Source organism: Streptomyces cylindrosporus, assembly GCF_022698165.1.
In the GTDB taxonomy this organism is placed as follows: domain Bacteria; phylum Actinomycetota; class Actinomycetes; order Streptomycetales; family Streptomycetaceae; genus Streptomyces; species Streptomyces cylindrosporus.
Genome location: NZ_JALDAY010000017.1, coordinates 100,844 through 113,273, shown reverse-complemented (window position 1 = coordinate 113,273; position 12,430 = coordinate 100,844). Strand labels below are relative to the sequence as shown.

The window sequence follows — 12,430 nt, the reverse complement described above, 5'->3', positions numbered from 1 at the left end:
ATCGAGCATGGACGGCATGACGATCACTTTCATCACCGGAGCGAACAAGGGTCTCGGCCGCGAGACCGCCCGCCGTCTCGTCGGACTCGGGCACACCGTGCTGGTCGGTGCCCGCGACCCCGAGCAGGGGGCGGAGGCGGCGGCCGCACTGGGCGCGCGGTTCGTGCGCGTCGACGTCACGGACGACGCGTCGGTCGCCGCCGCGGCCGCCGATGTCGCCGAGCGCGAGGGGCGGATCGACGTCCTGGTCAACAACGCGGGCATCCACGGGCCGTCCGGCGACCCCGGTCGGCTGACCGGCGCCGACGTCCTCGCCGTCTTCGACGTCAACCTCGCGGGCGTGGTCCGCACGACCACCGCGTTCCTGCCGCTGCTGCGCCGGTCCTCGGACCCGGTCATCGTGAATGTCAGCAGCGGCATGGGCTCCCTGGCGTTCACCCACGACCCGTCCCGCGCCGAGTCCCACGCCCTCGCGCCCCTCTACACCGCCTCGAAGGCGGCCCTCACGATGCTCACCACCCAGTACGCCAAGGCTCTCCCGGACATCCGCGTCAACGCCGCCGACCCCGGCTACACGGCCACCGACCTCAACGGCCACAGCGGCCCGCAGACCGTCACCGAGGGGACGGACGCGATCGTGACGCTCGCGACCGAGAAGCCGGGCTCGGGTTCAGGACGCTTCGTCGACCGGTACGGCGAGATCGCCTGGTCCTGAACCGACCGCCCGAGCCGCGCCCGGCGACTCCTGAGCCATGCCGGGCCTGGGCGATGCCGGGCCCCTCGGCGCTGAGCGCTCCGCTGGATGTACCGTGATGGGCCGTCGTTCGGCTGCGGCGCCGTCGTGGCTGGTCGCGCAGTTCCCCGCGCCCCTTTGGGGCGCTGCCGAACCGCAGTCGACTTCACCCGGACCGCTTAGCCGCCCAGCTGTGCCCGCAGCCACTCCTCCACCTCCCCCACATGCGCGGCCGCCGCCGCCCGCGCCGCCTCCGGGTCGTGGGCCACCAGGGCCCGGTGGATGGCGGCGTGCTCGCGGCGGGTGCGGGCGAACGCGCCCTCCTCCTGGTAGCCCCGCCACACCCGCGCGCGGAAGGTGCGCGACGACAGGCCCTCCAGGATCGCCGCCATGGTCTCGTTGCCCGCGGCCGCCGCGATCTCGCGGTGGAAGGCGAGGTCGTGGGCGAGGATCTCCTCGGGGTCGTCGGTCGCGTTCATCGCCGTGAGGTGTTTCTCGACCTCGGCCAGCTGGTCGGGCGTGATACGGGCCGCCGCCAGGGCCGTCGCCGTCGACTCCAGGATGCGGCGGACCTCCAGGAGCTCCACCAGCCGCGGCCCCCGGGAGAGGTCGGCGACCACGCCGAACGTCTCCAGCAGGTCGCCGGCCTCCAGTTGGGTGACGTAGATGCCGGAGCCGTGGCGGGCCTCCAGCACGCCCAGCACCGTCAGCGCCCGGATCGCCTCGCGCATCGAGCTGCGGGAGATGCCCAGCTGGACCGCGAGGTCGCGCTCGGTGGGCAGCCGCTGGCCGGGCTCCAGCCGGCCCCCCGCGATCATCGCCTTGATCTGCTCGATGGCGCGCTGCGTCACCGTGCCCTTCTGTGGGGCGGTCTCGTCCACGCCGTTCCTCCCGTCGACCGGTGCGCCGAAGTCTAACCGTGGGGGTGGTCCGACCAATACCGTCAGGAACGGCGAAAATCTGCGGCCGGAGGGTGTTGCTCCGGGGAAGTGGTCTGATAAGTATGCGGGCATCTGCTGGAACACGCTCAACGAGGAGCCGCCCACATGCCCGGCACAACAGCGCGGAAGCAGAACAGGTCAAGAATCCTCGGCGCGATGGCCACGCTCGTCGGCGCCTCGCTCGCCCTCACCGCTTGCGGCAGCACCAAGGACACCGGCTCCGGCAGCACGGGAGGCGGCGGCACCGGCAAGGTCGGGGTGATCCTGCCCCTGCTGACCTCGCCGTTCTGGCAGTCGTACAACGACTACGTGCCCAAGATGGCCAAGTCCGAGGGCGTCGACGCCCTGAAGACGGTCAACTCCAACAGTGACCCCTCGCAGCAGATCACCGACATCAACAACCAGCTCAACCAGGGCGTGAAGGGCCTCGTCGTCGCCCCGCTCGACAGCGCCGCCATCGAGGCCGGCCTCGACCAGGCCGAGCGCAAGGGCGTCCCGGTCGTCGCCGTCGACGTCGCGCCCGACAAGGGCAAGGTCGCGATGGTCGTCCGCGCCGACAACGTCGCGTACGGCACGAAGGCCTGCGACTACCTCGGGCAGCACGTCACCAGCGGCAAGGTCGTGCAGATCATGGGCGACCTCGCCTCGGTCAACGGCCGCGACCGCTCCGAGGCCTTCCGGGACTGCGTCAAGAAGAAGTACCCGAAGCTGAAGGTCCTGGAGATCCCCGCCAAGTGGGAGTCCGACACCGCGGCCGCCAAGCTCGACACGCTCCTGAACGCCAACCCCGACATCAAGGGCATCTACATGCAGGCCGGCGGCGTCTACCTCGCCCCGACGCTGCAGACCCTCAAGTCGAAGAACCTGCTGAAGACGGCGGGCCAGAAGGGCCACATCGTCATCGTCTCCAACGACGGCATCCCGCAGGAGTACGACGCCATCCGCAAGGGCCAGATCGACGCGACCGTCTCCCAGCCCGCCGACGCCTACGCCAAGTACGGCATGTACTACATCAAGGCGGCGATGGAGGGGAAGACCTTCAAGCCCGGCCCGACGGACCACGACTCCACCATCGTCAAGCTGCCCAGCGGCATCCTGGAGGACCAGCTGCCCGCGCCGCTGGTGACCAAGGACAACGTCGACGACCCCAAGCTCTGGGGCAACACGGTCAAATGAGTACGCCACTCGTTGAGGCGCGGGACGTCGTCAAGCGCTACGGCCCCACCACGGCCCTCGCGGACGGGCGGCTCACCGTGGTGTCCGGTGAGTCGCACGCCCTCGTCGGCCGCAACGGCGCCGGCAAGTCGACCCTCGTCCGGATCCTCACCGGCCTGGAGGCTCCGGACGAGGGCACGGTCCGCTTCGACGGCGAGCCCGCGCCGCCACTCGCCGACCGGGACGCCTGGCGCCGCAAGGTGGCCTGCGTCTACCAGCACCCCACCCTCGTCCCGGAACTGACGGTCGCCGAAAATCTCTTCATGGCGGAGATCCACGCCGCCAGGCCGGCAAGGCTCGGCTTCAGGGTCGGCCGGGGGTCCGGGGGTTGTCCCCCGGACAAGCACAGCATCAACCGCCAGCCCCAGCACCGCGGGTTCATCAGCTGGCGCCGGCTCAGGAGCGAGGCGGCCCAGCTCCTCGACACCTGGGACGTACGCGTCGACCCGGACGCGCGCACCGCCGACCTCAAGGTCGAGGACCGCCAAATGGTGGAGATCGCCCGGGCGTTGAGCTTCGGCGCCCGCTTCATCGTCCTCGACGAGCCGACCGCCCAGCTCGACAACCGCGAGATCGAGCGGCTGTTCAGCCGTATGCGCGCACTCCAGGACTCCGGCGTCACCTTCCTGTTCATCTCGCACCACCTCCAGGAGGTGTACGAGGTCTGCCAGACCGTGACGGTGCTGCGCGACGCCCGTTGGATCACCACGGCCCCCGTGGCCGACCTGCCGCGCGCCGCCCTGGTGGAGGCCATGGCGGGGGAGTCCATCGAGACGATCGCCGAACAGGCCGTACAGGAACAACTCGTCGACGCCGGCGCCCCCGTCCTCCTCGACGCCCGCGGGCTCACCTCGGACGCCTACCAGGACGTCGACCTCACCGTCCGCAAGGGCGAGGTCGTCGGGCTCGCCGGCATCAGCGGAAGCGGCAAGATCGAACTCGCCGAGTCCTTCGCCGGGCTGTACACACCGACCGCCGGCACCGCCCAACTCGACGGCGAGCGGCTGCCGTTCGGCGACGTTCAGGCCGCCCTCAAGGCCGGCGTCGGCTGCGTGCCGCGCGACCGGCACGAGCAGGGCCTGGTCGCCGGCATGACCATCGGCGACAACGCCACCATGAGCGTCCTCGACCGGCTCGGCCGCTTCGGCTTCATCGGCACCGACCGCAGACGCGGCTTCGCCACCGAGCTGATCGACCGCCTCGACATCCACACCGAGGGCCCCGAACAACCCGTCTCCGACCTGTCCGGCGGCAACGCGCAGAAGGTCGTCATGGCCCGCGCCCTCGCCTCCGACCCCCGACTGCTCGTCCTCATCAACCCCACCGCCGGCGTCGACGTGAAGTCCAAGGAGTCACTGCTCGCCCGCGTGGACACCGCCCGCGAGGACGGCACCGCCGTACTGGTCGTCTCCGACGAACTCGACGACCTGCGGCGCTGCGACCGCGTCCTCGTCCTCTTCCACGGCCGCGTCGTCGCCGAGCACCCGGCGGGCTGGCGCGACCACGAGCTGATCGCCTCCATCGAAGGAGTGGACCATGGCTGACACCAAGGCTCCGCCGGTGAAGCCGGTGAGCGTGCCCGATGTGCGGGCGGCCCGGGCCGTGCTGCTGCGCAGGGCACGTGAACTCGCCCTGGTACCGGCACTGCTGGTGCTCATGGTGATCGGCGCGTTCGTCAACGACTCGTTCCTCACCGAACGCAACCTGATCTCCATCCTGGGTTCCTCCGCCGCGCTCGCCATGGTGGTGCTGGCCGAGTCCCTGATACTCATCACCGGCAAGATCGACCTGTCGCTGGAGTCGGTGGTCGGCATCGCGCCCGCCGTCGGCGCCCTGCTGGTGCTGCCCACCGCCGAGTCCGGCTGGGGCACGGAATGGCCGACCGCGCTCGCCCTCCTCGCGATCCTCGTCGTGGGCGGTGCGATCGGCGCCTTCAACGGCTTCCTCGTGGTGCGGTTCAAGCTCAACGCCTTCATCGTCACCCTCGCGATGCTGATCGTCCTGCGCGGGCTGCTGGTGGGCGCCACCAAGGGCAAGACGCTGTTCGGCATGCCCGACGGATTCTTCACCCTGGCCACCTCCACCTTCCTGCGCGTCCCGCTCTCGGTGTGGCTGGCCGGGGCCGCCTTCGGCATCGCCGGACTGATCCTCAAGTACCACCGGGTCGGCCGCGCCCTGTACGCGATCGGCGGAAACGCGGACGCGGCCCGCGCGGCCGGCATCCGCGTCGAACGCGTGGTGCTCGGGGTGTCCGTCGTCGCGGGCGTCCTCGCCGCGCTGGGCGGGATCATGCAGACCGGGTACGTCGGCGCGATCAGCGCCAACCAGGGCAACAACATGATCTTCACGGTGATGGCGGCCGCGGTGATCGGCGGCCTGAGCCTCGACGGCGGCAAGGGCACCATGTTCGGCGCCCTCACCGGCGTACTCCTCCTCGGGGTGGTGCAGAACCTGCTCACCCTCGCCCAGGTGCCGTCCTTCTGGATCCAGGCCATCTACGGCGGAATCATCCTGGTCGCCCTCATGATCGCCCGGGTGACCACGGGCCGCGCCCAGGACTGACCCCCGCCCGACCTGCCCCCGACCGAAAGGCCCTCCGTGTCCCCGACGCCCCTCCGCATCAGTGCGGTCGACACCTTCGACATCCGTTTCCCCACCTCGCGCGAGCTCGACGGCTCCGACGCGATGAACCCGGACCCCGACTACTCGGCCGCGTACGTCGTGCTGCGCACCGACGCCGAGGACGGCATCGAGGGACACGGCTTCACCTTCACCATCGGGCGGGGCAACGAGGTCCAGGTCGCCGCGATCCACGCGCTGCGCCACCACGTGGTGGGACGGGACGTGGACGAGGTGTGCGCGAACCCGGGGGCGCTCTACCAGGAGCTCGTCGGCGACAGCCAACTGCGCTGGCTGGGGCCCGAGAAGGGCGTGATGCACATGGCGATCGGCGCGGTGATCAACGCCGTGTGGGACCTCGCCGCCAAGCGCGCCGACAAGCCCCTGTGGCGGCTGCTCGCCGAGGCCGAACCCGAGTGGCTGGTCGCCCAGATCGACTTCCGGTACCTCACGGACGCGCTGACCCGCGAGGAGGCGCTGGACATCCTGCGCCGCGGCAGGGCGGGGGCGGGCGAGCGCACGCAGCGCCTGCTGGAGCGCGGCTACCCCGGCTACACCACCTCCGCCGGCTGGCTCGGCTACAGCGACGAGAAACTCACCCGCCTCGCCGCCCAGGCCGTCGCCGACGGCTTCACCCAGATCAAGCTCAAGGTCGGCGCCGACCTCGACGACGACATCCGCCGCTGCCGCGTCGCCCGCTCGGTGATCGGCCCGGACATCCGCATGGCGATCGACGCCAACCAGCGCTGGGACGTCGCCGAGGCCATCCGCTGGACCAAGGCCCTCGCCGAGTTCGAACCGTACTGGATCGAGGAGCCCACCAGCCCCGACGACGTCCTCGGCCACGCCGCGATCCGTGAGGCCGTCGCCCCGGTCAAGGTGGCCACCGGCGAGCACGTCCAGAACCGTGTCGTCTTCAAGCAGCTCCTCCAGGCGGGCGCCCTCGACGTCGTCCAGATCGACGCGGCCCGCGTCGGCGGCGTCAACGAGAACCTCGCGATCCTCCTGCTCGCCGCCAAGTTCGGCGTCCCGGTCTGTCCGCACGCGGGCGGCGTCGGCCTGTGCGAACTCGTCCAGCACCTCTCGATGTTCGACTACGTCGCCGTCTCCGGCACCACCGAGAACCGCGTCATCGAGTACGTCGACCATCTGCACGACCACTTCCAGGATCCCGTGGTGATCCGCGAGGGTCACTACACGGCACCCACCGCGCCGGGTTTCTCGGCCGCCATGCGACCGGAGTCCATCACGCGGTACACCTTCCCCGGCGGCACCTTCTGGGCCGCCGACCTCGACGAGAAGAAGGGACGGGCGGCATGACCGACTTCCAGGGGCTGAAGGCACTGGTCACCGGCGGAGCCTCCGGCATCGGACGGGCCACGGCCGAACTCCTCGCCGCCCGCGGCGCCCAGGTCGCCGTCCTCGACCTCGACCCCTCCTCGGTGGACAAGCCCCTGCTCGGCTTCCGCGCCGACGTCACCGACGACACGTCCGTACGGGAGGCGGTGGCGGCCGCCGTCGCCGAGCTCGGCGGCCTCGACGTCCTGGTCAACAACGCGGGCATCGGCGCCCAGGGCACCGTCGAGGACAACGACGACGCCGAGTGGCAGCGCGTCTTCGACGTCAACCTCTTCGGCATGGTCCGCACCGCCCGCGCCGCCCTGCCGCACCTGCGCGAGTCGCGGCACGCGGCGATCGTCAACACCTGCTCCATCGCCGCCACGGCCGGCCTCCCGCAGCGCGCCCTCTACTCCGCGACCAAGGGCGCCGTGTACTCGCTGACCCTCGCCATGGCCGCCGACCACATCCGCGAGGGCATCCGCGTCAACTGCGTCAACCCCGGTACGGCGGACACCCCGTGGATCGGCCGGCTCCTCGCCAAGGCCCCCGACCCGGCCGCCGAACGCGCCGCCCTGGAGGCCCGCCAGCCCACCGGCCGCCTCGTCTCGGCCGACGAAGTCGCGGGCGCCATCGCCTACTTGGCCAGTCCGCTGTCCGGCGCCACCACCGGCACCTCCCTCGCCGTGGACGGCGGGATGCAGGGCCTGCGGCTGCGCCCGGTGGGCCGGTGACCGCGCCCCGCGGACTCGGCCTCGGAGCCGCCGGCATCGGGAACCTCTACACCGAGGTCACCGACGAGCAGGCGTACGAGGCCGTCTCCGCCGCCTGGCAGCGCGGCATCCGCTACTACGACACCGCGCCCCACTACGGCCTCGGCCTGTCCGAACGCCGCCTCGGCGCGGCCCTCCGAGAGCACCCGCGCGAGGAGTACGTCCTCTCCACCAAGGTCGGCCGCCGCCTCGAGCCACGGGACGGCGGCGGAGACGACCTGGCGAACGGCTTCGCCGTCCCCGCCACCCACCGAAGGATCTGGGACTTCACCGCGGACGGCATCCGCCGCACCCTCGACGCCAGTCTCGAGAGGCTCGGCGTCGACCGCGTCGACATCGTCTACCTGCACGACCCCGATGACCACGCCGAACAGGCCTTCAGGGAGGGCTATCCCGCGCTGGAGAAGCTCCGCTCGGAAGGCGTGGTCGGCGCGATCGGCGCGGGCATGAACCAGGCCGAGATGCTCACCCGTTTCGTCCGCGAGACCGACGTCGACGTGGTGCTGTGCGCGGGCCGCTACACCCTGCTCGACCAGAGCGCGCTCACGGAACTCCTCCCCGCTGCCGTCGAACGGGGCGTGTCGGTGGTGATCGGCGGCGCCTTCAACTCGGGGCTGCTGGCGGACCCGAAGCCAGGGGCGACCTACAACTACGCCGCCGCGTCACCCGAGTTGCTGGACCGGGCCCTGCGCATGAACAAGATCGCCGAACGGCACGGCATCACCCTGCGGGCCGCCGCCCTCGCCTTCTGCGCGGCCCACCCGGCCGTCACGAGCGTGCTGGTGGGAGCCCGCTCGGCGGCGGAGGTCCAGGACTGCGCCGACCAGTTCGCGACACCGGTGCCCGCCGCCTTCTGGCAGGAGCTGCGGGAGGCCGGCCTCCTGGTGACCGAGGAGCCGTCATGAGAGTCGCCCTGCACACCAAGGTCCGCGCGGACCGCGTCGCCGAGTACGAGGCCGCCCACCGCGAGGTACCGAAGGAACTCACCGACGCGATCCGGGCGGCCGGCGCCACCTCCTGGACCATCTGGCGCAGCGGCACCGACCTCTTCCACCTCCTGGAGTGCGAGGACTACGCCCGCCTCCTCGCGGAACTGGAGCAACTCCCGGTCAACATCGCCTGGCAGGCCCGCATGGCCGAACTCCTCGACGTCGTCCACGACTACTCCGACGAGGGCGCGAACGCGGGCCTGCCCGTGGTCTGGGAGCTGCCATGACGCTCGTGGACGCCCACCACCACGTCTGGGACCTCGCGGTCCGGGACCAGGACTGGATCCCCGAACACAGTCCGCTCCGCCGGAACTTCACCGTCACCGACCTCGAACCCGAGGCGCGGGCGGCCGGGGTGGACCGCACGGTCCTGGTCCAGACGATCACAGTGCCGGAGGAGACCCCGGAGTTCCTCGCCCTGGCCGCCACCCACGACCTGATCGCCGGCGTGGTCGGCTGGACCGACCTCACCCGCCCGGACATCGCCGACGAACTCGCCCGCCTGAGCGAACTCCCCGGCGGCTCCTACCTGAAGGGCATCCGCCACCAGGTCCAGGCCGAACCCGACCCGGACTGGCTCCTGCGCCCCGACGTTCACCGAGGCCTCACAGCGGTCGCCGAGGCAGGCCTCGTCTACGACCTGGTCGTCCTGCCCCGCCAACTCCCGGCCTGCACGAAGGCGGCCGCCACTCTCCCTCAACTGACGTTCGTCCTCGACCACTTGGGCAAACCGCCGATCGCCTCGGGCACCCTCACCCCGTGGTCCTCGGACCTCCGGGCCCTCGCCGCTCTCCCCAACACGGTCGCCAAACTCTCCGGCCTGATCACCGAGGCCGACCCCGCCTCCTGGGCGACGGACGACCTCCGCCCGTACACCGACACGGCGTTGGAGACCTTCGGCCCCGACCGCCTGATGTTCGGCTCGGACTGGCCGGTGTGCACGGAGAGGGCCTCGTACGCCGAAGTGCTCGTCGCCACACAGGAGTTGACGGGCGGTCTCGACCCGGCCGAGCGCACGCAGCTCTTCGAGGCGACGGCCACCCGCGTCTACGACCTCTGAGCCACCCCGGCCAACCGCGTGGGCGGCAGATACTCCCGCACGAACGTCCGCTCCCAGCACGCCCCCGTCTCCCGCAGTTCGCGCCAGCTCGTGTACCGGTAGCGGAAGAGGCGGGCGCGGACGAAACGGGGCGGGGCGTCGGGCGGGAAGGGGGAGCGGCGCAGCAGCCGCAGGGTGTCGCGGTCGTTCTCCAGGAGCCGTTCCACCAGGGCGCCGAACCAGGCACCGGCGTACGAGGGGGAGAGCGCGGCGAACCACATCAGCCAGTCCAGGCGGAGGTGGTACGGGGCGAACTGGCGCGGCCAGCGCCGGGGGTCGCCCGGCTTGCCCCTGAACTCGTACTCCAGCCACCGCGAGTCCTCGTGCGGCACCGTGTCGGCCGTGCCCTCGATCACCACCTCGTAGCGGATCCTGCTCACGCTCCCGAACGCCCCGTAGGTGTTGACCAGATGGAGCGGGTCGAAGGAGCGGTTCATGATCTGGCGGCGGGAGATCATGTTCCGGACCGGGTGGTAGCCGAGGCCGAGCAGGAGCGCGGCGACCGCCAGGACCACCACCTCGTACCAGAGCGGGGTGTCGGGCAAGGAGGGTGCGTCGGACGGGAGTCGCAGTGCCGAGACCGCCAGGACGATGGTGATCCAGTTCAGCCAAGAGAAGTTGCCCGACAGGACCAGCCACAGCTGGGTGACGATCATCAGGGACGCCGCCGCCGTCGCGACCGGCTGCGGCGTGAACAGGAGGAACGGGACGGCGAGTTGGGTGAAGTGGTTCGCCGCCACCTCCGCCCGGTGCAACGGCCGCGGCAGATGGTGGAAGAACCAGCTCAGCGGACCCGGCATCGGCTGGGTCTCGTGGTGGTAGTCCAGGCACGTCAGCTTCCGCCAGCACGCGTCGCCCCGCATCTTGATCAGACCGGCCCCGAACTCCACGCGGAACAGGACCCAGCGCAGCAGGAACAGCACGACGACCGGCGGCGCCACCTCGTCGTTGCCGAGGAACACGGCGAGGAAGCCGACCTCCAGGAGCAGCGACTCCCAGCCGAACGCGTACCAGGTCTGGCCGACGTTGACGATCGACAGGTACAGCGCCCAGGGGGCCAGCCACAGCAACATGCCCGCCCACAGAGGGAGTTCGGAGTCCAGACCGGCGGCCAGCGCCGCCGAGACCGCGCAGCCCGTCCAACAGCAGGCGGCGAAGAAGCGGTCGGAGTAGTGGAGCTGGAAGAGGCTGGGAGCCCGCTTGAACGGTACCCGTTCGACGAAGCGGGGCACGGGCAGCATCCCGCGCTCGCCCATCAGCGCGCGGAACTGCAGCGCCGCCGTCAGGAACGCCACGAGATACACGCCGGCCAGAGCCCGCTGGAAGACCAGCCGGCTCGTCCAGTACTCGGGTGCGGTGAACCAGTCCACGGCCGTGCGCTCCTCGTTCCATTGTCGCGCCGGAACTCTATGTCACTCTGCGTGTAACCCTCCTCCGCTTGCGTAACCCAAGCGAGTGAAGCAGACAATGGTGGCGCATTGCCTGAAGTGAGGCAGGAGGACGAGGTGCGCACAGTCACCAAGACCCTCGCCACCGCCTGCGCGCTCTCGGCGGCGCTCCTCGTCGCCGGCTGCGGCGGTGACGGCGGCAAGGACACGAAGTCGAGCGGAGAGGTCTTCCTGCAGCCGGTCGCGGCACAGGGACCGGACCCCTTCACGGAGTCCACGGCCACCTCCACACCCGCCCCGCCCCCGGTCACCCGAACGCAGCAACCGACCGGCGCCTCCCGGGGCGTGCGGTCCATATCGGGCGGCACACCCGGTCTCTACGGCGGCACCGAACGCGTCGGCAGCTGCGACGTGAACCAACAGATCGACCGCCTGACCTCCGACCGGGCCAAGGCCCGCGCCTTCGCCGAGGCCGAGGGCATCGCGGCCGCGTCGATCCCCTCGTATCTGCGGGGCCTCGCCCCGGTCGTGCTGCGCGCGGACACCCGCGTCACCAACCACGGCTTCCGCGGCGGGCGGGCGAACGGCTTCCAGTCGGTCCTCCAGGCCGGCACCGCCGTCCTCGTCGACAACCGCGGCACACCGCGCGTCCGCTGCGCCTGCGGCAACCCGCTCAGGCCCGCCGTCGCCCAGCACGGCGGACACGGCACCGCCGGCCGCGCCTGGTCCGGCTACCGGCCCTCCGAGGTGATCGTGGTGACCCCGGCACCCCAGGTGATCACCAACATCACGATCATCGACATCGTGAACAACACCTGGATCGAACGGCCCATGGGGCACGGCGTGCACCAGGACCACGTCGTGCCACCGCCGCTCCCGGTGACCCCGACTCCGACACGGACACCGACGCCCACGCCCACCCTCACGCCGAGCGACACGAGCACCGGCCCCTCCAGCTCCAACCCTTCCAGCTCCAGCCCCGCGAGCTCCAGCCCCTCCGGATCGCCCACCGACTGCGTCACGCCGACCGTGACCGTCACCCCGGGCGCCACCGACGACGTACAGACCGGGGAGCCGGTCGTCGGACCCACCGTCTGCCCCACGGCCACGGTGACCGCAACGCCGCCGACCGGCCCGCCGACGCCCCGCACCCCCGGCCTCACCGCCACGACGGTCCCCGGGCAGCCGCAGTCCCCGTCGGACTCGGACGAGATCGGCCCGGAGACCGTGCCGGACACCCCCGATCTCCCCGACGGCGGCGGGCTGATCCCCGACGACACCGGCAGCATCTTCGACAGCCCCACCGACGTGTTCGACGGCTGACCGCGCACCGGA

General features: G+C 71.2%; 12 protein-coding genes. 10 read left to right on the top strand and 2 right to left on the bottom strand.

Annotated features, from left to right (window positions below; translation table 11 throughout):
* The first annotated feature begins 16 nt into the window (after positions 1 to 16).
* On the top strand, positions 17 to 715 hold the full coding sequence (locus MQP27_RS43905; protein ID WP_242776271.1) for an SDR family NAD(P)-dependent oxidoreductase: 699 nt from the start codon (positions 17 to 19) through the stop codon (positions 713 to 715).
* Between the two features lie 197 nt (positions 716 to 912).
* Here the strand turns inward: MQP27_RS43905 and MQP27_RS43900 are convergent, their stop codons facing one another.
* Positions 913 to 1,614, bottom strand: a complete 702-nt coding sequence (locus MQP27_RS43900) for a FadR/GntR family transcriptional regulator (RefSeq protein WP_242776269.1) — start codon at positions 1,612 to 1,614, stop codon at positions 913 to 915.
* A gap of 165 nt (positions 1,615 to 1,779) precedes the next feature.
* Between MQP27_RS43900 and MQP27_RS43895 the strand changes: the two genes are divergently transcribed.
* Genes MQP27_RS43895 through MQP27_RS43860 form a run of 8 tightly spaced genes read left to right on the top strand, consistent with a single transcriptional unit; the run spans position 1,780 to position 9,668 of the window.
* Positions 1,780 to 2,850, top strand: a complete 1,071-nt coding sequence (locus MQP27_RS43895; RefSeq protein WP_242776267.1) for a sugar ABC transporter substrate-binding protein — start codon at positions 1,780 to 1,782, stop codon at positions 2,848 to 2,850.
* Positions 2,847 to 4,433 (top strand): sugar ABC transporter ATP-binding protein, encoded by a 1,587-nt coding sequence (locus tag MQP27_RS43890; protein WP_242776265.1) that lies wholly within the window; start codon positions 2,847 to 2,849, stop codon positions 4,431 to 4,433. Before MQP27_RS43895 ends, MQP27_RS43890 begins: the two co-directional genes overlap by 4 nt.
* Positions 4,426 to 5,451 carry an ABC transporter permease gene (locus tag MQP27_RS43885; protein ID WP_242776264.1) on the top strand — a complete coding sequence of 342 codons (1,026 nt, stop codon included), beginning with the start codon at positions 4,426 to 4,428 and terminating at the stop codon, positions 5,449 to 5,451. Before MQP27_RS43890 ends, MQP27_RS43885 begins: the two co-directional genes overlap by 8 nt.
* A 36-nt stretch (positions 5,452 to 5,487) precedes the next feature.
* Positions 5,488 to 6,828 (top strand): L-fuconate dehydratase, encoded by a 1,341-nt coding sequence (locus MQP27_RS43880; RefSeq protein WP_242776262.1) that lies wholly within the window; start codon positions 5,488 to 5,490, stop codon positions 6,826 to 6,828.
* Positions 6,825 to 7,580: an SDR family NAD(P)-dependent oxidoreductase gene (locus MQP27_RS43875; RefSeq protein WP_242776260.1), complete on the top strand. Its 756-nt coding sequence runs from the start codon at positions 6,825 to 6,827 to the stop codon at positions 7,578 to 7,580. The genes MQP27_RS43880 and MQP27_RS43875 overlap by 4 nt, the downstream gene beginning before the upstream one ends.
* Positions 7,577 to 8,524, top strand: coding sequence for an aldo/keto reductase (locus MQP27_RS43870; RefSeq protein WP_242776258.1), 948 nt, complete (start codon positions 7,577 to 7,579; stop codon positions 8,522 to 8,524). The genes MQP27_RS43875 and MQP27_RS43870 overlap by 4 nt, the downstream gene beginning before the upstream one ends.
* Positions 8,521 to 8,835: an L-rhamnose mutarotase gene (locus MQP27_RS43865; RefSeq protein ID WP_242776256.1), complete on the top strand. Its 315-nt coding sequence runs from the start codon at positions 8,521 to 8,523 to the stop codon at positions 8,833 to 8,835. The genes MQP27_RS43870 and MQP27_RS43865 overlap by 4 nt, the downstream gene beginning before the upstream one ends.
* Positions 8,832 to 9,668, top strand: coding sequence for an amidohydrolase family protein (locus MQP27_RS43860; protein ID WP_242776254.1), 837 nt, complete (start codon positions 8,832 to 8,834; stop codon positions 9,666 to 9,668). The genes MQP27_RS43865 and MQP27_RS43860 overlap by 4 nt, the downstream gene beginning before the upstream one ends.
* On the opposite strand, the gene MQP27_RS43855 is transcribed toward MQP27_RS43860, so the two are convergent.
* Entirely contained in the window at positions 9,656 to 11,077 is a 1,422-nt protein-coding gene (locus MQP27_RS43855) for a lipase maturation factor family protein (protein ID WP_242776252.1), read from the bottom strand. The two genes, MQP27_RS43860 and MQP27_RS43855, sit on opposite strands and share 13 nt — an antisense overlap.
* A 135-nt stretch (positions 11,078 to 11,212) precedes the next feature.
* Here MQP27_RS43855 and MQP27_RS43850 point away from each other — a divergent pair, with 135 nt between their 5' ends.
* Positions 11,213 to 12,418, top strand: coding sequence for a DUF6777 domain-containing protein (locus MQP27_RS43850; RefSeq protein WP_242776250.1), 1,206 nt, complete (start codon positions 11,213 to 11,215; stop codon positions 12,416 to 12,418).
* The last annotated feature ends 12 nt before the right edge of the window (positions 12,419 to 12,430 follow it).

What these genes read in the sequence shown, in the direction of transcription:
- MQP27_RS43890 (WP_242776265.1), top strand. Translation starts at nt 2,847, where the DNA reads ATGAGTACGCCACTCGTTGAGGCGCGGGACGTCGTCAAGCGCTACGGC.
- MQP27_RS43895 (WP_242776267.1), top strand. Translation starts at nt 1,780, where the DNA reads ATGCCCGGCACAACAGCGCGGAAGCAGAACAGGTCAAGAATCCTCGGC.
- MQP27_RS43885 (WP_242776264.1), top strand. Translation starts at nt 4,426, where the DNA reads ATGGCTGACACCAAGGCTCCGCCGGTGAAGCCGGTGAGCGTGCCCGAT.
- MQP27_RS43905 (WP_242776271.1), top strand. Translation starts at nt 17, where the DNA reads ATGACGATCACTTTCATCACCGGAGCGAACAAGGGTCTCGGCCGCGAG.
- MQP27_RS43860 (WP_242776254.1), top strand. Translation starts at nt 8,832, where the DNA reads ATGACGCTCGTGGACGCCCACCACCACGTCTGGGACCTCGCGGTCCGG.
- MQP27_RS43875 (WP_242776260.1), top strand. Translation starts at nt 6,825, where the DNA reads ATGACCGACTTCCAGGGGCTGAAGGCACTGGTCACCGGCGGAGCCTCC.
- MQP27_RS43865 (WP_242776256.1), top strand. Translation starts at nt 8,521, where the DNA reads ATGAGAGTCGCCCTGCACACCAAGGTCCGCGCGGACCGCGTCGCCGAG.